Source organism: Sphingomonas sp. Leaf20 (assembly GCF_001421535.1).
GTDB lineage: Bacteria > Pseudomonadota > Alphaproteobacteria > Sphingomonadales > Sphingomonadaceae > Sphingomonas.
This window is the reverse complement of sequence record NZ_LMKN01000009.1, coordinates 158,580-182,612: the sequence shown is the minus strand read 5'-3', so window position 1 is coordinate 182,612 and position 24,033 is coordinate 158,580. Positions and strand designations below refer to the sequence as shown.

17 protein-coding genes are annotated in these 24,033 nt (G+C 66.7%); 8 read left to right on the top strand and 9 right to left on the bottom strand.

Translation table 11 applies throughout. From position 1 onward, the window contains the following. Nucleotides 1-95: 95 nt before the first annotated feature. Both ASE72_RS14280 and ASE72_RS14275 read left to right on the top strand, forming a co-directional pair. Nucleotides 96-761 carry a hypothetical protein gene (locus tag ASE72_RS14280; RefSeq protein ID WP_235532370.1) on the top strand — a complete coding sequence of 222 codons (666 nt, stop codon included), beginning with the start codon at nucleotides 96-98 and terminating at the stop codon, nucleotides 759-761. Between the two features lie 150 nt (nucleotides 762-911). After that, the gene (locus tag ASE72_RS14275) at nucleotides 912-2,786 is read left to right on the top strand and encodes a CocE/NonD family hydrolase (protein ID WP_056022770.1); all 1,875 of its coding nucleotides are present in this window, start codon (nucleotides 912-914) and stop codon (nucleotides 2,784-2,786) included. A gap of 6 nt (nucleotides 2,787-2,792) precedes the next feature. On the opposite strand, the gene ASE72_RS14270 is transcribed toward ASE72_RS14275, so the two are convergent. The 4 genes from ASE72_RS14270 to ASE72_RS20560 form a co-directional block, all read right to left on the bottom strand. Then, nucleotides 2,793-3,356: a 3'-5' exonuclease gene (locus ASE72_RS14270; protein WP_056022767.1), complete on the bottom strand. Its 564-nt coding sequence runs from the start codon at nucleotides 3,354-3,356 to the stop codon at nucleotides 2,793-2,795. Nucleotides 3,357-3,460: 104 nt separating this feature from the next. Then, nucleotides 3,461-3,817, bottom strand: coding sequence for a hypothetical protein (locus tag ASE72_RS14265; RefSeq protein WP_056022764.1), 357 nt, complete (start codon nucleotides 3,815-3,817; stop codon nucleotides 3,461-3,463). Continuing rightward, the gene (locus tag ASE72_RS14260; protein ID WP_162235480.1) at nucleotides 3,810-5,366 is read right to left on the bottom strand and encodes a PepSY-associated TM helix domain-containing protein; all 1,557 of its coding nucleotides are present in this window, start codon (nucleotides 5,364-5,366) and stop codon (nucleotides 3,810-3,812) included. Before ASE72_RS14260 ends, ASE72_RS14265 begins: the two co-directional genes overlap by 8 nt. Beyond that, a complete protein-coding gene (locus tag ASE72_RS20560; RefSeq protein ID WP_235532369.1) occupies nucleotides 5,363-5,602 on the bottom strand; it encodes an iron transporter in 240 nt (79 codons plus the stop codon). The genes ASE72_RS14260 and ASE72_RS20560 overlap by 4 nt, the downstream gene beginning before the upstream one ends. A gap of 280 nt (nucleotides 5,603-5,882) precedes the next feature. Here ASE72_RS20560 and ASE72_RS14250 point away from each other — a divergent pair, with 280 nt between their 5' ends. Then, entirely contained in the window at nucleotides 5,883-7,169 is a 1,287-nt protein-coding gene (locus ASE72_RS14250) for a glycoside hydrolase family 130 protein (RefSeq protein WP_056022756.1), read from the top strand. 60 nt (nucleotides 7,170-7,229) lie between these two features. Here ASE72_RS14250 and ASE72_RS14245 read toward each other — a convergent pair whose 3' ends face one another. Both ASE72_RS14245 and ASE72_RS20310 read right to left on the bottom strand, forming a co-directional pair. Next, the gene (locus ASE72_RS14245) at nucleotides 7,230-9,620 is read right to left on the bottom strand and encodes a TonB-dependent receptor plug domain-containing protein (protein WP_235532368.1); all 2,391 of its coding nucleotides are present in this window, start codon (nucleotides 9,618-9,620) and stop codon (nucleotides 7,230-7,232) included. A gap of 323 nt (nucleotides 9,621-9,943) precedes the next feature. Next, complete coding sequence (locus ASE72_RS20310) at nucleotides 9,944-10,141, bottom strand: hypothetical protein (protein ID WP_156350505.1); 198 nt, start codon at nucleotides 10,139-10,141, stop codon at nucleotides 9,944-9,946. Between the two features lie 53 nt (nucleotides 10,142-10,194). Between ASE72_RS20310 and poxB the strand changes: the two genes are divergently transcribed. Next, nucleotides 10,195-11,943 (top strand): ubiquinone-dependent pyruvate dehydrogenase, encoded by a 1,749-nt coding sequence (poxB, locus tag ASE72_RS14240; protein WP_056022750.1) that lies wholly within the window; start codon nucleotides 10,195-10,197, stop codon nucleotides 11,941-11,943. A gap of 59 nt (nucleotides 11,944-12,002) precedes the next feature. Here poxB and ASE72_RS14235 read toward each other — a convergent pair whose 3' ends face one another. Together ASE72_RS14235 and ASE72_RS14230 are read right to left on the bottom strand one after the other, a co-directional pair. Then, nucleotides 12,003-13,670, bottom strand: coding sequence for an MFS transporter (locus tag ASE72_RS14235; protein WP_056022747.1), 1,668 nt, complete (start codon nucleotides 13,668-13,670; stop codon nucleotides 12,003-12,005). 103 nt (nucleotides 13,671-13,773) lie between these two features. Then, nucleotides 13,774-15,171 (bottom strand): DcaP family trimeric outer membrane transporter, encoded by a 1,398-nt coding sequence (locus ASE72_RS14230; protein WP_156350503.1) that lies wholly within the window; start codon nucleotides 15,169-15,171, stop codon nucleotides 13,774-13,776. A gap of 192 nt (nucleotides 15,172-15,363) precedes the next feature. On the opposite strand from ASE72_RS14230, the gene acs reads away from it, so the two are divergent. The 3 genes from acs (at nucleotide 15,364) to ASE72_RS14215 (ending at nucleotide 18,853) form a co-directional block, all read left to right on the top strand. Continuing rightward, on the top strand, nucleotides 15,364-17,319 hold the full coding sequence (gene acs / locus ASE72_RS14225; RefSeq protein WP_056022740.1) for an acetate--CoA ligase: 1,956 nt from the start codon (nucleotides 15,364-15,366) through the stop codon (nucleotides 17,317-17,319). Further along, nucleotides 17,316-17,963, top strand: coding sequence for a response regulator transcription factor (locus ASE72_RS14220; RefSeq protein ID WP_056022737.1), 648 nt, complete (start codon nucleotides 17,316-17,318; stop codon nucleotides 17,961-17,963). The genes acs and ASE72_RS14220 overlap by 4 nt, the downstream gene beginning before the upstream one ends. A 101-nt stretch (nucleotides 17,964-18,064) precedes the next feature. Continuing rightward, nucleotides 18,065-18,853 (top strand): hypothetical protein, encoded by a 789-nt coding sequence (locus ASE72_RS14215; protein WP_056022734.1) that lies wholly within the window; start codon nucleotides 18,065-18,067, stop codon nucleotides 18,851-18,853. 4 nt (nucleotides 18,854-18,857) lie between these two features. Here the strand turns inward: ASE72_RS14215 and ASE72_RS14210 are convergent, their stop codons facing one another. Next, entirely contained in the window at nucleotides 18,858-22,181 is a 3,324-nt protein-coding gene (locus ASE72_RS14210) for a hybrid sensor histidine kinase/response regulator (RefSeq protein ID WP_056022730.1), read from the bottom strand. A gap of 194 nt (nucleotides 22,182-22,375) precedes the next feature. On the opposite strand from ASE72_RS14210, the gene ASE72_RS14205 reads away from it, so the two are divergent. After that, nucleotides 22,376-24,010 carry an NAD(P)/FAD-dependent oxidoreductase gene (locus tag ASE72_RS14205; protein ID WP_056022727.1) on the top strand — a complete coding sequence of 545 codons (1,635 nt, stop codon included), beginning with the start codon at nucleotides 22,376-22,378 and terminating at the stop codon, nucleotides 24,008-24,010. The last annotated feature ends 23 nt before the right edge of the window (nucleotides 24,011-24,033 follow it).

Here is a 24,033-nt window from a genome sequence, read left to right as displayed (position 1 = left end):
GCTTCGATCGCTAAACCCAATCTGAACGGGGAAGTTCAGCGTGGCGTGGGGCGGCGTCCTCTAGAAGCGGGACATCGACACGAAGGAGACGTTGAATGCCCCGCTTTACCGACAGAATGCCCCGCGCCACGCAGCTCAAGCTGGGCGCCGCCGCGTTGCTCGCCATCGGCGTCGCAGGGGGTGCCGGTGCCGTATCTCTCACGCGTCCGAGCATCGAGATGGCGCCGACGACACCGACCGCGATCGCGCGCCTCGCCACCACGGACGGCGTGGTCACCGTCAAGGGTCGCGTCGCCGAGGTGTTCGGCGACCGCTTCGTCCTCCAGGATGGGACCGGTCGGACGATGATCGATGCCGGGCGCGATGCCAAGGCGGTCAGCAAGGGTGCAGCGATGACCGTGCAGGGCCGCTACGCCGATGGCCAGGTCCGCGCGTCCTATCTGGTCGATCCCGCTGGCCGCATCGATGCGGTTGGTCCGGCCGGCGGACGGCCACCGCATCACCCGGAAGGTCCCGGCGGCCCGGGCGGTCCCGGCGGTCCGGGCCGTGATGGTCCGGACGGTGCCCCGCCGCCGCCTCCCCCGGGCGGCCCGGGCGCTCAGCGTCCGGACGCTCGCGGACCGGGCAACGGCGCACCGCAGCCCGGCTGTGCACCGGCGCCCGTCACTGGCGCCCTGCCCCCCGCCCCGGTCGCAGGTGCGCGTGCACCCGCTCCCGCAACGCCGGTCGCGGTCCGTTCGACCAGCACTGCCGCGCAATAAGCGCAGGTGCTGCCGGCACCCGTCACCCCGACCACGGTCGGGGTGACGGGATCGCCGTGGATGCGGCGTGAAACGACGGCGCGCGAGCCCGCTTGCGTCGCGCCGTGGCCCGGTTAAGCTCCTGCCCTATCGTCGGCTGGGGGTTCGGTCTTGAAACACGTCATCGTCACAACATTGCTGATCGTCGCGGTCCCCGCGAGCGCGCAGGACTTCTCGAAATACAGCGACGCAGCAGCCGCGCAGGCCCTGGCCGAGCAGGCGACGCTCGAGACGATCGTGATGGTGCCGATGCGCGATGGCGTCGGCCTTGCGACCAACATCTATCGTCCGCGCGGTGCCAAGGGTCCGCTTCCGACCATCCTGTCGAAGACGCCGTATAACGAACTCGGCAACAAGCCGTCCTCGCAGCGCGCGGCACTGAAGGCCGTCAGTCGCGGCTACGCCTTCATCATCCAGAACGAGCGCGGCCGATATTTCTCCGAAGGCAAATACGAGATTCTCGGCAAGCCGCAGACCGACGGCTACGACATGCTGACATGGGTCGCCAAACAGCCCTGGTCGAACGGGAAGGTCGGCACGCTCGGCTGTTCGTCCTCCGCGGAGTGGCAACTTGCGCTCGCCGGTCAGAACCATCCCGCGCATGCGGCGATGGTGCCGATGGCGTCGGGCGCGGGGATCGGCAAGGTCGGCCGGTTCCAGGAGCAGGGCAATTGGTACACCGGCGGCGTGCCGCGGACGCTGTTCTATGTCTGGCTCTACGGCGTCGACAACCCGCTGCGCCCCCAGCTGCCAGGCGGGCTCGATCAGGCAACGCGGTCGCGGATCGCGCAGTATAACGACCTCGATGCAAAGAAGCCCGAGGTCAACTGGACGCAGCAGATCAAGCATCTTCCCGTCGCCACGATGCTCTCCGACCTCGGCGAACCACCCGCGACGTTCGAACAGTTCATCACGCGTACGCCCGCCGATCCCGGCTGGACTCGGGGCGGACTCTATCACGAGGGGATGGGCTGGGGCGTCCCGGCTTTGTGGTTCAACAGCTGGTACGACGTGTCGATCGGTCCGAACATGGAACTGTTCAACCATGCCCGCGCCGCGAACACCGACCGCGAGGCGAGCGCGAACCAATATGCCGTGATCGGCCCGAACAATCACTGTGCGTTCGGCGCGCTCAAACCGGGCTTCGTGTCCGGCGATCGCGCGCTCGGCAACCCCAGCTTCGATACCGATGCCGAGATCTTCGCGTTTTTCGATCGGTTCCTGAAAAGCGATGCCAAGGCGTTCCCGAACACCACGCCGCACGTCCGCTATTACACGATGGGCCTGAACGCGTGGCAATCGGACGCGGCATGGCCGCCCAAGGCCGCGCGGATGGTCCGGATGTATCTGCGCAGCGGCGGTCGCGCGAACGGGCTCAACGGCGACGGGCGGCTGCTCATGACCGCCCCGGCAAGCGGCGAGCCCGCGGATCGCTTCACCTATGATCCGATGAACCCCGTCCAGACGATCGGCGGCGGCGATTGCTGCAACGGGGGTATCGTCACTGCGGGTGCGTTCGATCAGCGCGTCATCGAGGCGCGCGACGATGTGCTCGTCTACACGACCGACGCGCTCACCGAGCCCATGGAGGTATCGGGGTTCGTCGATTCCGTCCTGAAGATCTCGTCCGACGCGAAGGACACCGATTTCGCGGTCAAGCTCGTCGACGTCGCCCCCGACGGCACTGCCTATATCCTCGGCGACACGATCGTCCGCGCCCGTTACCGCGACGGCTATGCCTCCCCGGCGCCGATGCAGCCCGGCACGGTCTACACGCTGAAGCCCACGCCGATGACCACCAGCAACCGCTTCGAAAAGGGCCACCGCATCCGCGTCGAGGTGACCTCGTCGAACTTCCCCAAATTCGTCCGCAACCTCAACACCGGCGGTCCGAACGAGAGCGAGAGCAAGGGAATCGTCGCGCACAACGTCGTCGTGCACGACGCCGGCAACGCGTCCTATATCGACCTTCCGGTCGTCAAATGAGGCGGCTCAGCGCTCGCGCGGGGTGATCTCGTCCCGCCGAGCGCGCGCCGCGTCGCGCACCGCTGCCCACAGCGCCTGTTCGGCACGCGCATCGGGCAGCGCCCGGTGTGCTGGCGCGCCGGCCGCGCGGACATCGACGAGGACCATCACCGTCTCGATCTCGGCGTCCAGTGCCGCTGCGGGAACCACCTCGCGCAGGATGCTCCGCGCGACGTCCGCAAGCGCCTCGTCGGTATCGCGGAGCCGAAGCGTGTGTTTGGGATATCCCGTCGCGCGGAACAGGACGTTCAGCCACTTGCCGTCCCAGGACGGCGCGCTGGCATAGAGACTGTGGCCGGCAAGCACCGCGACCATGCGATCAGCGACTTGCTGCGCCGGCGTCCCCTCGTCCACCAGCGTCGCACGATCGATATGGTGGATCGCCTCCGCAGCAAAATCCCAGTCGGTCCACGCGGGCGCCGGCGCTATGAGATGCGTTTCGGACGTCCCGTCCTCGAAAACCCAGGCGACCTCGATTGGATAGCTCGTCTTGCCGAGAGACGACGCTTCGAAATCCAGAAAAACCAACATTCCCCGTCATGTATCAGCGCGGCTGATCGTCGCCAAGCACCGTCGGGGTCAGGCGGACCGCATGTGCGCGGGCACACGCGACGATCGATAGCCCGTCTCTGATCCTATCGAAACGATGCGGTCCGCGGCTGCACGGACCGTGCGCTGCTCTGCGACTGCCGGATCCAGCGCGCCAGCGCGAGCAGGACCGCGACCAATCGAAGCGCGGTCATCGGCGCGATCGACAAGGTCATGACCATGACGACCGCCGAGAGCGAACTTCCGCCGAGGAAGCGGACGATCCGCTCCCCGGTGACCGGTGCGCCGCAGCGCATCAGCGCGACCGCCAGCACGGCACCCGCCGCGATGCGGAGCGCGCGAACCGTCGAAGGGTTCGTGATTGCGAGATCCCGCCGGAACCGGAATGCAGACGCCGCGAGCAGCATCCAGCCGATCGCCGTGATGATCACCGTTTCAAGCATGCGATACTCCTCGTGATTGCCCGTGCGACGGGCGGCGGTGCTTCGCCTCCGGCTTTTTCGCGACGATCCATGCTGCGACCCCGAACAGCCCCGCGGTCGCGAGCATCGCGCCGTCGAACCCGGCGAACAGCAGGTCGCCCGACGCCAGCGACGCCGCCAGCCCGCGATCGGTCGTCGCTGCATTGACCAGCGGGATTGCGGCGAACGCCACCGCGGCCAGCGCGAAGCCCTCGATCCAGGCGCGCTGGGGCGAGCGGGCAAGCTGCGCGATCGCGACGCCGCCCCATAGCCAGAACATCGTTGCCACTTCGGTGTCGGCGCGCCCGACCGCGCTCGCCGGGACCAGCCGGTTCGCGAGCAGATACCCCGCCATTCCGATCGGCAACCCGGCGATGACGGCGATGTTCAGCCGTTCGACCAGACGAAGCCCGAAGAACGGCACCGCGCCCGGCTTGCGGCGCTTCGTCGTCCACAGCAGCAGCCCCGTCCCGACCATCACCGCCCCCGTCAGGCCGAGCAGGAAGTAGGCCCAGCGCAGGCCAGTGCCGGCATATTGCGCGACGTGCAGCCCCAGCATCACGCCCGCCGTGTTCAGCGCCGGCCCCACATCGCTCGAGCGTTCGAGTTCACGCCCCGTGCTTCCCGAAAAGGTCACCGAGGGCCCGCGCGCGTTGAGCGATGCGCTGGGATGCCGATAGACTGTGACCGTCGATGCGCCGTCGTTCGGATTGCGGACCACTACCCGCGTCGCCGGTGCGCCGAACACCGTCTCGGCACCGGCCACCATGGGGCCGATCGGCAGCAGCGGCGCGGCCACGCCGGTCGCCGCCCGGTCCGCCGGGATCCCGAACGCGACCGCGCCGAAGTCGAGCGGCGCCTTGTACGTCGCCATCACCGGCCATGGCATGTACATCGCGACCAGCGTGATCAGCCCGGTATAGGTGATCATCGCGTGATAGGGGAGCGCGAGCACGGCGGAGACATTGTGCGCGTCGAGCCAGCTGCGTTGGCCCTTGTTCCAGCGCAGCGTGAAGAAGTCGGCGAAGATCCGCTTGTGCGTGATGACCCCCGACAGGATCGCCGCCAGCATGAACATCGCGCACAGACCGGCGAGCCAACGTCCCCATGGATGCGGCAGCTGAAGCTGGAAATGGAACCGGTAGAAGTGCTCGCCACCGCGCGTCTCGCGTGCCGCGAGCGGCGTGCCGGTCGCGGGATCGAGGACGATCTCGGCGGGTCGCGGCCCCTTCGCCGTCGCGCTCGGCTGTTCGAAGATACGCGTCACCGCGGTGCGGGCGTCGGGCAGGTAGATGAACCACTGGACGTCGTCGGCACCGACGGTCTGCATATGGTCCATCGCGGTCTGCGCAGCCTGCGCCGCACCCACCTGCTTCGCGCGGAATTCGGGTTGCATCCACTGCGTGATCTCGGGCCGGAAATAGCTCGCGGTGCCCGTCAGGAACATCGCGAACAACAGCCACCCCGCCAGCAGCCCCAGCCAGCTGTGGATCCACGCCATGCTTTGCCGCACAGTGACGGGCTTCGTCACGGGCGCATTCCGAGCAAGTAGAGGGCGAGGACGAGCGCCGCGGTCCCGCCCCAGACGAGCAGCATCACACGCGCGACGCGCGGCTCGTGGAAGCACCACAAGGCGACACCGGCATACGCGAGGAACGACAGGTTCATGCCCCAGGCGGTCGCGTCTGCCCGGTCGACCGGCAGCAGTCGCGCGATCAGTGTCGCCACCGCGGACGCCAACGCATACCCGCCGAACAGCGCCGTCATCGACCGCGCCGCGGTCGTCAGCACGACAGGCCGGATTCGCCGCCGCGCAGGCGTTCCGCTGCGCCCGTTCGCCGGGTCCCGATGGGCTGCTGCGTCCATGGAGCGGCATTAGACGATGCTGCGACTGGTTATCAATAGCAAAGTTTTTACTGGGTTTGTGCAGGCGTCCCAGAACAAACCAGCGGAAGATTGACGTGCGCGGGATATAAAGCGCCACTGCATCGCTCAGAACTAGGCACCGCGGCGCCCTTCGCGCCGCCGACGAAAAAAAGGGTCCCCGATGCTCGCTGCCGACGTCTTCACCACGCTCGACGTGGAACTCAAACCCGATCCGTCACGAACCGTCATCCGCCCGTTCAGCTTCGCCTATCCGGACGCGTTCAAGGCCGACCGACCGACCCGGGCGATGGCGGTTGCCCAGCGCGTGCTCGACCTGAACCCGGACATGCGTGCGCGCATGATCGAACTCGTCTCGACACCGATGCGCGAGCGCCACCGCGACGCGGAAAGCGTCTTCCGCCGCCGGTTCGAGGAGATGCGACCCGAACTCGGCGACCTCGTCTGCGACCCGGACGAACAATTCCTTCTCGGTGCCTATTTCAGCCAGGAATATGCGTTCGAATCCGCCGCGCTCTTCAATCCGAGCATCGTCCGGATCGAGGACGAGCCACCATCGCAGCCCGATGCCGTCCGCTTTGCGCTGTCGCTTCGCGGCATCGGTGAGGGGCATATCTCGTCCGTGACGTTCCGGACGGGTGAATGGGCGTCGGACGGTGGACTGACGATCCATCCGGCGAGCCCGCACGGCGTCCCGCCACGGATCGAGCGCAACCACGATGGCTGGGTGCGTCTCGTCTGCGACGACAGTCGCGAGCCCTCCGAAACCGTGATCTTCCCGGTGCTTCCCAGTCAGCGCCAGGGCGTCGAGGATCTCCGGCTGGTCAATTTCACTGACCATGACGGGGTCCAGAGCCTGATCGGCACCTATACCGCGTTCGACGGCAAGGTCGCGCGGCAGGAGATGATCCGCGGCGTCGACATGCGCACCTTCGAGATGCGTCCGCTTGCGGGGGCGATGACGGGCTTTAAGGGCATGGCGCTCTTCCCCCGGCGGATCAACGGCCAGTTCGTCATGCTCGGCCGTCAGGACAGCGAAAACATCTGGCTCAACCGCTCGGACGATCTCTATACCTGGGAGACGGGGACGCGGATCATGGCGCCCAAATACCCATGGGAATTCGTCCAGCTCGGCAATTGCGGATCGCCGATCGAGATCGACGAGGGCTGGCTCGTCTTCACCCACGGCGTCGGCATGGTGCGCGGCTATTGCATCGGCGCGTGCCTGCTCGACAAGGATGACCCTGCCCGCGTCCTCGCACGGACGCCCTCCCCCCTGCTCTTCCCCAGCGCCGAGCAACGGGGCGGCTATGTGCCGAACGTCACCTATAGCTGCGGCGGGCTGCTCAACGGGCGGCGGATCCTTCTCCCCTATGCGATCGGCGACGAATATACCGCATTCGCAACCGCCGATGTCGGCGACATCCTGTCCGTGATGGTCCCCGCCTGACCCGGAGCAGGCCGTTCGAAGGTTCGGGCGCGGTACCGGCTGGTGCCGCGCCCGATCTCGTCAGAAGGTGATGTTGAAGCGTGCGTAGTAATAGCCGCCGTTGATCCCGTACGGGCTGAACGTCAGCGGTGCGTCGAGGACGTTGCCATCATTGACCGTCGAATTGGTCGACCCCGGCACGAGCCCGACATTGGGCGGTCGCTTGTTGAACACGTTGTTCGCCCCGACCGAGAGCTTCAGGTCGCGGGTCAGATCGTAATTCAGCTCGACATCGCCGATGAACGCGGTGCCGATCGTCTGCTTGTAATAGGAGCCGCCGTCGGGGCTGAGATACGCAGTCGTCTTGCCATACAGCGTACCGCGCAAGGTGGCGCCGAACTTGTCCAGCGCATAGAATATCGAGCCGATCACCTTGGTCTTGGGCGATGCGGTCTCGAGATAGCTCTGCGCTTCGAGATCGAACAACGGGATGTTGCCCAGCGTCGTCGGGGCGGCATTCAGGTTGAGCGCCTTGGTCTCGTTATAGTTGCCCGACAGCGTCCAGTTGACCTTCCCGTAATCGGCGAAGTCGGTGACGTAGCTTACCACCAGGTCGACGCCGCGCGTGCGCGTGTCGGCGCCGTTGGTGAAGATGTTGATCCCCGTCTGGTTGACGGTCGGGTCCAGCACGTTGCCATTCGCGCGGATCGCCTCGGTCACAATTGGAAAGTTGTTCGCACCGCCGCTGCCATAGATCGACCCCGTCCCCAGAATGCGATCGCGGATCTTGACCTGATACGCGTCGAGCGTGATCGTCAGCCGCTCAGCGGGCCGAATGACCGTGCCGATGCTGTAATTGGTCGACTTTTCGGGTTTCAGATTGGCGAACCCTAGCAGCTTCGCCGCTGCGGAGTTCGCCGGCAACTGGACGAATGCAGACGTCGGCGAGACGTTCGTCGCGGAATAGAACGACTCCGCCAGCGTCGGCGCGCGGAACCCGGTCGAGAACGTCCCGCGCAGTGCAAACGCGTCCGAGAAGTCGTAGCGTGTCGTCCCCTTGTAGATGAACTTGCTGCCAAAATCCGAATAATGCTCGTATCGTCCGGCGATATCGAGCTTGAGCCCTGCGACCGGCATCATCGCGACGTCGACATACGCGGCCTGGCTGTTGCGCCCGTTGACCCCGGCATCCGAAGGCCGGAACCCCGGATAGGATTGCCCGCCTTCCTTGTAGATCGATCCCGGATCGCCCGATCCGATCTCGTACACATTCTTGCGATACTCGCCGCCAAAGGCCAGGTTCAGCGGCGCTGCCATCCCCGCCTCGATCTCGCGCGTGAAATCGGCATTGGCGGTGAATTCGGTCGATTTGAAGAATCCGTTATAGAAGCTCGTCGGGGTGAATCCGGTATCCGCGTAGAGCGAGGCATTCGCCGAATCGACGGTGTAGATCAGGTTCTTGTCCTGGCCGAACGTCGTCGACAGATCGTAGTGGAAGCCGCTGACAAGTCCGCGGACGCCGCCGGTGAACGCCATGTCATCCTCGCGGATCTTCTCGCGCGGCGAGAAGCCGTTGACCGGGTTGTCGCCTTCGGGATCGAAATAGGTCGTCACACCATCCACCGTGCGCGACACGCGCGTCGGCACGCGAAGATTCTCGTACGCGCTGGCAATGCGTTTTGAATAGGTCCCGAAGCTGTAGACCTCGGCGTCCCCGAAATCATACACGGTGTTGTATTGCAGGTTGGTCAGCCGCGATTGCGCGTCCCCGTTGATCCGGTTGACGTACGGGAAGTTCGGAATGTTGGCATAGAGCCGTTGCTGAAGCGGCGTGAGCGAGGGCGACGTCGTTCCCGTCAGCAGGTTGCCGTTGATATCGGTGACGCGCCGATCGATCCCGCCGACCTGCGTGAAGTCGTGATAGCGGTGGAACGCGGTGATGTTGAAGAACCCGTCCTCGCCGATCTTGGTCCCCAGATGCAGCGTCCCCGCATAGGTGCGGCCACCCGTCTGGTAGTTCTCGCCCGCGGTCGCATACCCATCACCGCCCGCATCGTCGTCCTTCAGGATGATGTTGATGACGCCCGCAATCGCGTCCGAACCATATTGGGCCGCCGCACCGTCCTCGAGGACTTCGATCCGCTTGATCGATGACGGCGAGATGAGATCGAGGTCGGCGGTCGCCGCGCCTTGATACGGCCCGCCCAGCACGGCGAGATTGGCCGTTCCATGCCGCCGCTTGCCGTTGATGAGGACCAACGTGTGGTTGGGGCTGAGACCCCGCAACCGCGCCGACAGCGTCAGATTGGCCGTATCGCCGCCAAACGCCTGCGCCGTGAACGACGGGACGAGTTGCGCCAGGACCTGGTTGAGATTGGGTTGGCCGACATGGCTCATGATATCCGCATCGAGAACCTTGATCGGCGCCGCGCTTTCGGCGGCCGTAATCCCGGTCGCGCGGGTGCCCGTCACGATGATGTCGTCGGGAATCTGTCCAGTCGGTTGCGTATCGGTTGAGGCGATGGTCTGGGCGACGTCTTGCCCGAATGCCGCGGCATGCCCCCCGGCGACCATGGCTATCACAAGTGCACTGCGTGAAATGCTATGAACTATCTTCATTAGGCTACCCCCACATGATGAGCGCCTTTCGGATACTTCTCCCAATCCATCGACGATTTACGCCGTCTGCCCACGCGTTACTGCACTGCCGATCGAAACCTTTCGCTTGCCCTGCATCGACCAGATTCGATGTCAGGGTTACATGCTCGTATCTTGTTTTGTGCGATGCAACAGATTCACGCGGCAAATCGTCGGATGGCGTCGAATGTTCGCGCGATCGAAAGAATCGTTACCTTTTTGCAACAATCCGGTGACGGCTCGAAGTCAGCGGGTTCGCGTCGATCCGGCCCTGCGCGCGCCACCGCGGCCGCCAATCGATAAAAACCCGCGACCTGGTCAACCAAAGCGGCGCCAGGCGCGTTTTCGATGTTCATCGTGCCCGGCCAACGCGCCCGGCCGGCCCGCTCACCGAGCCCGGAGTTTCCTGATGTCGAAGACCACGATCGCGGACCTGTTCGCGGATACCCTGCACCTCGCGGGCGTCGAGCGCATCTACGGCGTCGTCGGCGACAGCCTCAACGGGCTGACCGACAGCCTGCGGAAACGCGGCAAGATCGAATGGGTCCATGTTCGCAACGAGGAGGCCGCCGCCTTTGCGGCCGGCGCGGAGGCGCAGTTGACCGGCAAGCTCGCGGTCTGTGCGGGTTCCTGCGGCCCCGGCAACATGCACCTGATCAACGGGCTGTACGACTGCCACCGGACGCGCGTCCCGGTCCTCGCCATCGCCGCGCAGGTGCCGAGCGGCGAAGTCGGCTCGAACTACTTCCAGGAGACACGCCCCGAAGCGCTGTTCCGCGAATGCAGCGTGTACTGCGAGACGATCGCCGATGCGGATCAGATGCCGCGCACGCTGGATACCGCGATCCGCGCGGCGGTCGGACGGCGCGGCGTGTCGGTCGTCGCGATGCCGGGCGACGTTGCCTTGCGCACTACCACGGGGCAGATCGCACGCTCGGCGACGGCGCTGCTGCCCGAGCCCGCCAAGATCGTCCCCGATGCCGGGACGCTGGCGGAACTCGCGGCGATGCTCAACGACGCGGGCCGCGTGACGATCCTCGCAGGGCGCGGCTGCCGTACCGCGCATGCCCAGCTCGTCGCGCTGGCAGCGGCATTGCAGGCGCCCGTCGTCCATGCGCTCGGCGGCAAGGAGTTCATCGAATACGACAACCCCTACGACGTCGGCATGACCGGGCTGATCGGCTTCTCCTCGGGCTATGATGCGATGATGGGCTGCGACACGCTGTTGATGCTCGGCACCGACTTTCCGTATCGCCAATTCTATCCCGAAAAGGCCAAGGTCGTGCAGGTCGACCTGCGCCCCGAGTCGCTCGGTCTCCGCACCGCGATCGATCTTGGGGTGGTCGGCGACGTCGGCGCGACGATCGACCATCTGCTGCCGCTCGTCACGCGCAATCGGGACGATGCGTTCCTGAAGGAGTCGCGGGCCAACTATGCCGAAGCGCGCAAGGGTCTCGACGACCTGGCGACCGGCACGCCGGGCAGCGGCGTGATCCACCCGCAGCATGTCGCGCGGCTCGTCAGCGAGCAGGCGAGCGACGACGCGGTGTTCACCTGCGACGTCGGGACGCCGACGGTCTGGGCAGCGCGCTATCTCGCGATGAACGGCCGCCGCCGGCTGATCGGGTCGTTCAATCATGGATCGATGGCCAATGCGCTGCCGCAGGCGATCGGCGCGCAGGCCGCCTTCCCCGGTCGTCAAGTCGTGAGCCTGTCGGGTGACGGCGGGCTGGCGATGCTGATGGGTGAGTTGCTGACCGTTCGCCAGCTCGGGCTGCCTGTGAAGATCATCGTCTTCAACAATGGCACGCTCGGGTTCGTCGAGATGGAGATGAAGGCGGCGGGACTGATCGAAACCGGCGTCGCGCTCGACAATCCCGACTTTGCGGCGATGGCACGCGCGATCGGGATCCACGGCGTCCGGGTCACCGACCCGGGCGAGGTCGACGCGGGCGTCCGCGAGGTCCTCTCGCATCCCGGCCCTGCCCTGCTCGACGCGGTCACCGCGCGCACCGAATTGTCGATGCCGCCCAAGATCACGCTCGAGCAGATGAAGGGCTTCACGCTCTACATGGCAAAGGCGGTGATGAGCGGCCGGGGCGACTCGATCGTCGAACTGGGCAAGACGAATGCCGGCCTGCTCAAGCGGCTGTTCTGACAAACGCGAACGGGGTGCGGTTCACAGAACCGCACCCCGTCGTCGTGGTTTCGGGACGATCAGCCGTGCAGCGAGCGGCGGAACGTCTCGGGGAGGAACACCAGGCCGACGGCGGCGGTCACCGCACAGGCTACGATTGGGTACCAGAGCCCGTAATAGATATCGCCGGTGGCCGCGACCATCGCGAACGCCGCGGTCGGCAGAAACCCGCCGAACCAGCCGTTACCGATATGGTAGGGCAGCGACATCGACGTGTAGCGGATCCGCGTCGGGAACAGCTCGACGAGCAGCGCGGCGATCGGACCATAGACCATCGTCACGTACAGGACGAGCAGCACGAGGATCGCGACGACCATCGGCTTGTTGATCTGTGCCGGGTCGGCTTTTTCGGGATAGCCCACCGATGTCAGCGCGGTCTTCACCTCGCCACCGAACGTCTTGATCGCGGCGGCACGATCGGGACCGGTAACGACCGCCGGATTGACGACGGGGATCGTCGTATCACCGATATGGATCTGCGCGACCGTTCCTGCTGGCGCGACGACGTTGGTGTACGAGATGCCCGCCTTCGCCAGATACGACTTGGCGATGTCGCACGAGCTGCTGTCGAACTTGTTCTTGCCGACCGGATCGAACTGGACCGAACATTCGTCCGGATTGGCGACGACGGTCACCGGTGCCGCCGATTGTGCCGCGTAGAGCGCCGGATTGGCGGCCTTCGACAGCGCATGGAACAACGGCATATAGGTCAGCGCCGCGAGCGCGCAGCCGGTCAGGATGATCCACTTCCGCCCGATCTTGTCCGACAGCCAGCCGAAGAAGATGAACGCGGGCGTCGCGATCAGCAGCGCGATGGCGATCAGGATGTTGGTGGTCGGCCCGTCGACACGCAGGTTCTTCTCGAGGAAGAACAACGCGTAGAACTGGCTGGTGTAGAACACGACGCCCTGGCCGACGACCGCACCGAACAGCGCGATGAGCACGACCTTGAGGTTGCTCCACTGGCCGAACGCCTCGGTCAGCGGGGCCTTCGACGTCTTGCCCTCGTCCTTCATCTTCTGGAACACCGGGCTCTCTTCGAGCTGCATGCGGATCCAGAGCGATACCGCGAGCAACGCGATCGAGACGATGAACGGAATACGCCAGCCCCAGGACGCGAACGCCTCCTCGCCGACTAGCGTCCGGACACCGATCACCATCAACAGCGCCGCGAACAGCCCGAGCGATGCGGTAGTCTGGATGAAGCTGGTGAACAGGCCGCGTTTCTTGTCGGGCGCATGCTCGGCGACATAGGTCGCGGCACCGCCATATTCGCCGCCGAGCGCGAGGCCCTGCAACAGGCGGAGCACGACCAGCGCGATCGGCGCGGCGACGCCGACCGACGCATAGCTCGGGAGCAGGCCGACGAGGAACGTCGACAACCCCATGATCGCCATCGTGACGAGGAAGGTGTTCTTGCGCCCGACGACATCGCCGATCCGCCCGAACACCAACGCGCCGAACGGGCGTACCGCGAACCCGGCCGCAAACGCGGCGAGCGCGAAGATGAACCCGGTCGTCTCGTTGACGCCCGAGAAAAACTGCGCGGTGATGATCGTCGCGAGCAGGCCGTAGAGATAGAAGTCATACCATTCGAACACCGCCCCGAGCGACGAGGCGATGATGACCAGCGGTTGGCTTTGCTTCACATGCCCGAGGGGCGAAGCGTCCCCTGTTGTAGTCGCCATGGCGGTTTCCTCTCAGATGGAATGGTGGTTGGAACAGCCGATCGTCGCCGGCTCGGGAAAATTGCGGTGTCTCCCCCGCCCGGGGGACGGTGATAAGCGCCGTCTAGAACGAGTAGCGCGCGGCCAGCTCACCGCGGTCGAGCTTACCGACCTGCCCGTCGACCAGCCGGCGCTCGGCGTGACGGAATTCGACCCCCAGATCGATGTTCTTGATCGGCGAATAGAACAGGTTGGCGGACGAGCTCCACACGGAGGCGCTCGCGCCGATCGGCTCGCCGCCGGTCGGATAATCGATCCCCTGGACGCTCCCGATAAAGGTCGAGCGGAGCTTGTCGGTCCAGCCGAGCTTGAGCGCGGCAAAACCCGCGGTCACGCTCGGCGTGTACAGCCTAGCCCCCGGCACGGGCAGGAACACCGCGTCCGGCGCGAGATTGAGACCGACATAGCGCCCGATGCCATCGCCATGCGTGACCATGAACCGGATGTCCGAACGCCCGGCGGTATCGAGCGGAACCTTGCCCGCAAACGACACGCCCCACCCGTTCGCGCTGTCTTTCAGCGTGCCGGTGTCGATCGTCAGCTTGCGCGCCAAGCCCGCCAGCGAGAATTCGCCGAAGCCCGTCTTGTAGTTCAGCCGTGCAGCGACGTCGGGAAGCCGGTCGTCGGCATTCTCGACGATGGCCGCCGAGGCGAGACCGGTCGAGGCGGTTTCCGGATTTTCCGCCGCAACCGCGAGTGTGAGCGTATCGCTCAGCTTGCGCGTGTAGCGGACCTGCGCCTGCCGCACGAACACGCTGCCTTCGGACGGGCCGACAAAGTCGGTCGTCTCGGGTAGCGCGCCGATATACTGGAACGTCGTCCATTCCTGGCCGAACAGCCAGTTGTCGAACGTGAAGAACGCGCGGCGCAGTCCCGGATTATACCCGCTGACCACACGCTGGTTGCCCTGCGATCCTGGAACGACCTGGAAATCGAGTTCGATCAGCCCCTTGAGGCTATGCCCTGCGACGGGCGTCTCGGTCGCCATGACGATCCGCGTCTGCTTGGCATGGCCCTCGACGCTGTTGCCCTCGTTGCGGCCACCGACCGGGATCATCGACGGGAAATAGAAGTCACGGCCGACCGACTCGGGCGGAATATTGCCGCCGCTATACCGGCTGACCGACGCCCATGTCTTGAGGAAGCCGTTGAGCTTGACCGTCGTTCCCGCAACCTTGAACCCGTCGGTGGGCGCAGGACCGGGCGACGCCGGTTTTGCCTCGGCAATCGCGGTCGGCGCGGTCGCACCGCCGGGTCTTGCGGTCGGCGCCGTCACCGGTGCCGCGGCAAGCGCGGTCGGCGGTGTCGACGACGTCACCGGCGGCGGCGCCGCAGCCGATGCGCGCGCCGCGGTCAGCTCGCCACGCAGATCCTGAACCGCAGCCTCGAGCGCCTTGAGACGCGTCTCGAGCTCGATCTCGCGTGCCGTCTGCGCATGCGCCGCGCTGGGTGCGATACCCACAAGTGCGGTGCCAACCAATAGCGCTGTATATACCGATCGTCTCATCCGTACCTCCAACCTGCCTCACCGGTCTGGCGCGTGAATACAGGCCTCGATGAAATGCCTGATCGCCGCCATGGGGGCATCCCTGACTTTGGTTGGGGGTGATCGAACCGGGGGAACCGTTTACGACGGCGGGAAAAGGAGAGTTCGATGACCGAGGCCAGCTATCCCGTCCCCGCGGAATGGGCGAAGGACGCCCTGATCGATGCCGCCGCCTATGACCGGATGTATGCGGAGGCCGCGACCGATCCCGATACCTTCTGGGCAAAGGAGGCCAAACGCCTCGATTGGATCGTCGCCCCGACCAAGATCAAGGACACGTCGTTCAACGAGAGCGACTTCCGGATCCGCTGGTTCGAGGATGGGCAGCTCAACGTTGCCGCCAACTGCGTCGACCGCCACGCCGACGCCCGCCCCGACGCGACCGCGATCCTGTGGGAAGGCGACAACCCCGACGAGTCGCGCAAGATCAGCTATGCCGAACTGCGCGACGAAGTGTCGAAGCTCGCCAACTGCCTCAAGTCGCGCGGCGTCAAGAAGGGTGATCGCGTCACGATCTACCTGCCGATGATCCCCGAGGCGGCGTTCGCGATGCTCGCCTGCGCGCGGATCGGCGCGATCCATTCGGTCGTCTTCGGCGGCTTCTCGCCCGAGAGCCTGTGCAACCGCATCCACGACTGCGACAGCCGCGTCGTCATCACCGCCGACGAGGGCCTGCGCGGTGGCAAGACGGTGCCGCTCAAGGCGAATGTCGACGCCGCGCTCGATCACGGCGATCTGGGCGTCGAGGCGGTCATCGTCGTCCGCCGCACGGGCGGCAAGGTCGTGATGACCGAGGGTCGTGATTGCTGGTATCACGATTGCATCGCCGACCAGTCGACCGACTGCGCACCCGAGCCGATGAACGCCGAGGACCCGCTGTTCATCCTCTACACCAGCGGCTCGACCGGCCAGCCCAAGGGCGTGCTCCACACCAGCGGCGGCTATCTGGTCTGGGCGTCGATGACTCACGAATACGTCTTCAACTACCGCCCCGGCGAGATCTTCTGGTGCGCAGCCGACGTTGGCTGGGTCACCGGTCACACCTATTCGCTCTACGGCGCGCTCGCGAACGGCGCGACGACGGTGATGTTCGAGGGCGTGCCCAACTATCCCGACCACAGCCGTTTCTGGCAGATCGTCGACAAGTATCAGGTCAACATCCTCTACACCGCGCCGACCGCGTTGCGTTCGCTCATGCGCGAGGGCGATGATTGGGTGACTCGGACCAGCCGCAAGTCGCTGCGCCTGCTCGGGTCGGTCGGCGAGCCGATCAATCCCGAAGCGTGGAACTGGTATCACAACGTCGTCGGCGACGGCCGCTGCCCGATCGTCGACACCTGGTGGCAGACCGAGACGGGCGGTCACATGATCAGCCCCCTCCCCGGCGCGACCGCGCTCAAGCCCGGCAGCGCGACGAAGCCGCTATTCGGCGTGCTGCCCGAGCTGGTCGATGCGGAGGGCAAGGTCCTCGACGGCGCGGTCGAGGGCAATCTCGTCATCGCCGACAGCTGGCCCGGGCAGATGCGCACCGTGTGGAACGACCACGAGCGTTTCTTCCAGACCTATTTCTCGACCTATCCGGGCAAGTATTTCACCGGCGATGGCTGTCGCCGCGACGAGGATGGCTATTACTGGATCACCGGCCGCGTCGACGACGTCATCAACGTCAGCGGCCACCGCATGGGTACTGCCGAGGTCGAAAGCGCGCTCGTCGCGCATGCGAAGGTCGCCGAGGCCGCAGTCGTCGGGATGCCGCACGACGTGAAGGGCCAGGGCATCTATGCCTATGTCACGCTGAACGCCAACGCCGAGCCGAGCGAAGCGCTGCGCAAGGAGCTCGTCCAGTGGGTCCGCCGCGAGATCGGCCCGATCGCGACGCCCGACATCCTCCAGTTCGCGCCCGCCTTGCCCAAGACGCGCTCGGGCAAGATCATGCGCCGCATCCTGCGCAAGATCGCGGAGAACCAGCTCGACCAGCTCGGCGACACCTCGACGCTCGCCGATCCCGCGGTCGTCGACGCGCTGATCGAAGGGCGCAGGGAGGCGCTGGCCGAACCCGCATGATCGATCCCGCCGTCCCGCCCGGTGGTCGGACGATCCTGATCGCCGACGATCACCCGCTCTTCCGCCAGGCTCTCAAGCTGGCGGTCAGCCGTGCCGCACCCGATGCGACGGTCATCGAGGCGGGGCAGCTCGGCGAGGCGATCGACGCGACCCGCGCGGCCGGGCGGCTGGACCTAATTCTGCTCGATCTGCGGATGCCGGGCTCGGAGGGGTTCGCGGGGGTCGCGCTGCTGCATGCCGAACGGCCCGCGACACCGATCGTCGTGATCTCGTCCGCCGACGAGAATGAGGCAGCACCCCGCGCGCGCGCCTATGGCGCGGTCGGTTTCGTATCGAAGACCGCCGATCTCGCCATGCTCGAAAACGCGGTCGCGCGTGCGCTCGCGGGGGAAATCGATCCGATACCCCGGGCGCTTCCCGCCGACGACCTGTCGAGCCGCGTCGCGACGTTGACGCCGACCGAACTGAAGGTCCTGCTCGGCGTCTGCGCGGGTCGCCTCAACAAGCAGGTCGCGTTTGATCTCGGCATCTCGGAGGCGACGGTGAAGGGGCACATGACCGCGATCCTGCGCAAGCTCGAGGTGCAGAACCGGACGCAGGCGGTTCTTGCCGCGCGCGCGCTCGACATCCATTTCGATGACTGATGCATGAGCCCGGCCGGGCGGACGTCGTTGCGTAGACCGATCGACCCGCGTCTGCCGCGACGTCTTGCGACGCTGTCCCGCGCCGTCTAGGCACAGCGCAGATGGCTTCGACGTCCTATCTGTCCGCGTCAAGCCGATCGCGTCCCCCGCTCTGGCGGCGCGCTGGGTCGTTTCTGCTCGCGATCGTCGCGCACATCGTCGTCATTTTGCTGTTGCTGCGTCTCGCGCCAAACGTGACAAAACCCGAGCCCGCGCCGCCGCCCAGCACGTTCCGGCTTCTGCCCGACCGGGAGGACCGCCCCGAAACGCCGCAGCGGCCGATCGTCGAAAAGGCCAAGCTCGTCGCGGGCGGCGCGTCGCCCCGCTCGCCCAAGCCCCCCGCTGCCGCCCCCGCGTCCGATCCGCGCCCGACCACCCCTGCCCCGGCGTTTCCCAAGATGCTCGCAGGCGGCATGGAGCTGTTCGATTCGGCGGACATCTCGAAAATCCAGTCGCAGCCCAGCGAGCGCAGCGACGGCGGCTCGGACACCGATGGCGCAGGCGCAGGCAAGGACAGCGGTTCCGCCTACGGCCCCGGCGAAGGCCCCGGTGGCCAGCGGCTCTACAACGCCGAATGGTATGTCGAACCCAGCCATGCCGAGCTCGCAGGCTATCTGCCCAACGGCGCGCCACCGGGAAGCTGGGCGCTGATCGCCTGCCGCACGATCGAGAATTACAAGGTCGAGAATTGTCGTGCGCTTGGCGAATCCCCGCCGGGATCGGGTCTCGCACGCGCGATGCGTCAGGCGGCGTGGCAGTTCCGCGTGCGTCCGCCCCGCGTCGGCGGCAAGACGATGGTCGGTGCGTGGGTCCGCATCAAGATCGACTTCTCGAGCGGACCGCTGAAATAACGGGTCAGACCGCGGCTGCCGCTGCCGACGCGCGTTCGAGAAAGCCCCAGAGCTCGGCCGGCACAACGGGCTTGGCAAGGATTGTGATCCCCGCGCTCCGCGGATCGTCCCCGACATGCCGGTCGGCGGTCACCAGCGCGATCGCCGGCGCCGGGCTCATCGCCGCGAGCCGTGCGGCGACATCCAGCCCGTCCTCCGCCGCCTCGAGGTGGAAATCGATCAGCGCGACCTCGGGCTCCTCGTCCGCCGCCAATGTCATCGCCTCGGCGATCGTTGCGGCAAGCAACGGCACGCACCTGCGCGACCGGAGCGCTGCATCGAGCGCGACAAGCGTGGCAGCGTCGTTGTCGAGGCACAGGACGCGCAGCCCCGGCGGCAGGGTCCGCGCGACCGTCGCGACCGGTACCGCCGCAGGTAGCGTCGCACGCATCGCGGAGGGCACGCGCACCGCAAAGGTCGACCCGCTTCCCCGGCGCGACCGCAATTCGATCGGCAGGTTGAGCAACTGCCCGATCCGCCGGACGATCGCCAGCCCGAGCCCGACCCCGCCGCCCGCGCTGCCCTTGCTCTCGACGCGTTCGAACTCGGCGAAGATCCGGTCGCGGTCGCCCGCCGCGATCCCCGGGCCGCTGTCGCGTACTTCAATCAGCACGTCCGCGCCGCGACGCCGCGCACCGATCCAGATTCGTCCCGACGGCGTGTAGCGCACGGCGTTCGACAGGAAATTCTGCAGGATCGACCGCAGCAGCGACCGGTCGGTGGCGACCACCTGCACCCCGGGATGCGCGTGCAGCGCCAGCCCGCGCTCACCCGCCAGCGGCCTGAATTCCGCCGCGAGCTCGTCGATCAGATCGCCGATCACGAACCGTTCGATCTTGGGCACCACGCCCCCCGCATCGAGCCGCGAGACGTCGAGCAGCGCACGCAGCAGGATATCGGCGGACCCGATCGCCCCATCGATCGCACGCACCAGATCCGCCTGGTGCGGCGCCTTGCCCTCGTCGAGCGCGGCGCAGAAGAGCCGCGCCGCGTGCAACGGCTGGAGGAGGTCGTGGCTCGCGGCCGCAAGGAACCGCGTCTTGTCGCGCGTCGCGGTCTCGGCGTGCATCCGCGCCTCGTCCAGCATCGTGTTCGATCGCGCCAGGTCGCGCGTGCGCTCCTCGACACGCATCTCGAGTTGCGCCTGTGCCGCCTTTTCCGCGGTGATGTCGGTAAAGCTCTGGACATACCCGCCGCCCGGCATCGCGCGCCCGACCGTCTTGATCCAGCGCCCCGACGGCCGCAGCCGCTCGAAACTGTGCGGCAACCCCCGCGTCAGGTGCGCGAGCCGTCGCGAGACATGCGCGTCGACCCCGCCCGGCCCGCATTCGCCGCGCTCGGCATTGTAGCGGATCAGGTCGGCGATCGGCCGGCCCGCGATCACATAGCCCTCGGGATAGTCGAACATCTCGACATAGCGCGGATTCCACGCGACCAGCCTGAGGTTCGCATCGATCACGCTTACCCCGGGGTCGATCGTCTCGAGCGTCGCCGACAGCAGCGACCGCGAGAAACGGAGACTGCGTCCGCGCTGGTCGAGCAACCGGACGACGTCGCCGACTTCCATCGCCGACCCCGCCAGGCTCGACGTCACGATCAGGCGCGCCGACGGCGCCCCGATCACGCCGGCGATCAGCCGCTCCGCGAGCCGCGCGGCGCGCCCGTCGATCGGCGATTGTGGATCGCGCGACAACAGGTCGAGTCCTTCGGCAGCTTCGGCATCACCGACGAACCGTGCGACGAGGCCCTTCAGCTCGCCGAACGTCGTCACATGGTCGAGCACGCTGTGCCGCCCGCCGAACACGCGACGGCGCTCGCTGTAGAGATGAAGCCCGGCCATCAGCGCGATGTTGACGCCGAGACTCCACGCGGTCCCGTTGACCAGCGGCGATCCCAGCGACAGCCGCAGCAACGCGTCGGGATCGAGCAGCCCGCCCGTCGCGCGCGTGATGCTGTCCCCGAAGCCCCAGCGGATCGACGGCATCAGCAGGCAATAGGCCCAGACGATCACCCCGCCGATCAGCCCGCCGCGCGCCGCACGTGCATCGGCGAACCCCCAGGTGACCGTCGCCACCAGCGCGGGGGCGAACTGCGCGACACCGGCAAACGCGATCAGCCCGATCGACGCGAGCGACAGCTCGTCGCCGATGCTCGTGCCGTACAGCAACGCCGCGCCGACGATCGCGCCGATGATGATCCGCCGCACGCGCAGCAGCCGACGGCCGAGATCGCCCTCGCCGCCATCGGTCTGCCGGCGCAGCAGGAGCGGCGCAAGCAGGTCGTTCGTCGCCATTGTCGACAGCGCGATCGTCTCGGTCACCACCATCGCCGTGGCCGCCGAGAAACCACCGATGAACGCCATCAGCGCGAGCGGGTCGCTGTCGCGCGACAGCGGTATCGCGAGCACATACAGGTCGGGGCGTATCGTTGCGGGTAGCATCGCCATTCCGGCGAGCGCGAGCGGCAGGACCATCACCGATATCACGGCGAGGTACGCGATGAACGGCCAGCGCGCGCGCGCGATCGCGCCGGGGTTCCGCGCCTCGAGGATGCCGACATAGAATTGGCGGGGCAGGCATATGATCGCGCACGCCGACAGCAAGGTGCGTATGAAGAAGTCGGGCGTCAGCGCACCGGGGGCAAATCCGTCCGCGAACTGCGTCAGCGAGGCATCCGTCGCGGTCGGCGGAAGTCCGACGAGCAGCCACAAGGCAAACCCGCCCAGCGCGACGAAACACAGCAGCTTGATCAGCGATTCCGCCGCGATCGCCGCGACGACCCCCTCGTTACCGCCTGCGACCTCGTAGCGCCGCGCACCGAAACTGATCGCGAACGTCGCCAGCAGCAACGCGACGAGCGGCCCGACCAGCGCCGATCCGCCGATCCCGATCAGCGCACCGAAACTCAGCGTCACCGACCGCAGCTGCAGCGCGATATACGGGATCGATGCGACGAGCGCGGTGCCCGCGACGATCGCCGCGGTGCCGCGGTTGCGCCCGTAGCGCGCGGAGATGAAGTCCGCGATCGAGCTCGAGCCTTCGTCGCGCGCCAGCCGGACCAGCTTCGCGAGGAAACCGGGGGCTAGCAGGAAGACCAGCGCAGGTCCGAGATAGATCGACAGATAGTCCCAGCCCTGCGTCGCCGCCGTGCCGACACCGCCGAAGAACGTCCAGCTGCTGCAATATACCGCGAGCGACAGCGGGTACGCGATCCGCGCCATCCGCACCGAAAGCCCGCGCCGGTCCACCACCCACGCGATCCCGAACAGCGCCGCCCCATAGGCAAGCATCGCGGCGATGACGACGGCGCTGTTGATCGATCGACATCCCTGTGGTGGCCCTTAACAGCACCGTGCAGAACCCGGCCCCCGACGGCAAGCCCTGCCGGAGTCCCACGATCCCCCGCCAACCGCACGGGGCGGTCGTGTCGCGAACGCGCACCGCGCGACATGGCGAAATCCGCAACGCCGCGTTACAGGGCCCCATGCTCCGCATCACCGAACTCAAGCTTCCGCTCAACCACGCCGACGAAGCGATCCCCGCGGCGGTCTGCAAGCGATTGCGGATCACCCCGCGCGAACTCATCCGCTACACCGTCGCCCGCCGCGCGCACGACGCGCGCGACAAGATGGACATCCAGCTCGTCTATTCGATCGACGTCACCGCGAAGAACGAGGCGACGATCCTCGCGCGGTTCCGCAAGGACCGCCACGTCAACACGACCCCCGATACCGGCTATCGTCATGTCGCCAAGGCGCCGGAGACGCCGGCCGCACGACGTCCGGTAGTCGTCGGCACCGGTCCGTGCGGTCTGTTCGCCGGGCTCATCCTCGCGCAGATGGGGTTCCGCCCGATCATCCTCGATCGCGGCAAGCTGGTTCGCGAACGCACCAAGGACACCTGGGGCCTCTGGCGTCGCAGCGTTCTCAACCCCGAGTCCAACGTCCAGTTCGGCGAAGGCGGCGCGGGCACCTTCTCCGATGGCAAGCTGTGGAGCCAGATCAAGGATCCGCGCCACCTCGGCCGCAAGGTCATCACCGAGTTCGTCAAGGCCGGCGCGCCGCCCGAGATCCTGACCGAGGCGCATCCGCATATCGGCACGTTCCGGCTGGTGACGATGGTCGAGGCGATGCGCGAGACGATCGAGTCGCTCGGCGGTGAATATCGCTTCGAACACCGCGTCGACGACCTCGACATCGCGGTCGACGACGACGGTACGCGCCGGCTTCGCGGTCTCCACCTTCACACCGGCGAGTATCTCGAGGCGGATCACGTCGTGCTCGCGGTCGGGCACAGCGCGCGCGACACCTTCCACATGCTGCACGATCGCGGCGTCTATCTCGAGGCCAAGCCGTTCTCGATCGGCGTGCGCATCGAACATCCGCAATCCTGGATCGACCAAGCGCGGTTCGGCCCCTGCGCGGGGCATCCCGACCTCGGCGCCGCCGCCTACAGCCTGTCGCATCACTGTTCGAACGGCCGCACGGTCTACAGCTTCTGCATGTGCCCAGGCGGCACGGTCGTCGCCGCGACCTCGGAGCCCGGTCGCGTCGCGACCAACGGCATGAGCCAGTATTCGCGTAACGAACGCAACGCCAATTCGGGGCTCGTCGTCGGCATCGATCCCGCGCGCGACTATCCCGGCAATCCGCTCGCCGGCATCGAACTGCAGCGGCACTGGGAGTCGCGGGCCTATGTCGCCGGCGGTTCCGATTACAAGGCGCCCGCGCAGCGGCTCGGCGATTTCCTCGCGGGCCGACCATCGACCGCGCTCGGGACGGTGATCCCGTCCTACCGCCCGGGTGTCCATCTCACCGACCTTGCCGAATGCCTGCCCGATTTCGCGGTCAGTGCGATGCGCGAAGCGCTCCCCGTCTTCGGCCGCGACATTCCCGGCTATGACCACCCCGACGCGGTACTCACCGGTGTCGAGACCCGTACCTCGTCCCCCGTGCGCATCACGCGCGGCGACGACTTTCAGAGCCTCAACACGATCGGACTGTTTCCCGCGGGCGAAGGTGCGGGCTATGCGGGCGGCATCCTGTCGGCGGGTGTCGACGGGATCAAGGTTGCCGAGGCCGTCGGGCTGAGCCTCGTCGCCGCTGCGCCTGCGAGTTAACCACTATCTAAGATACGGGCGGT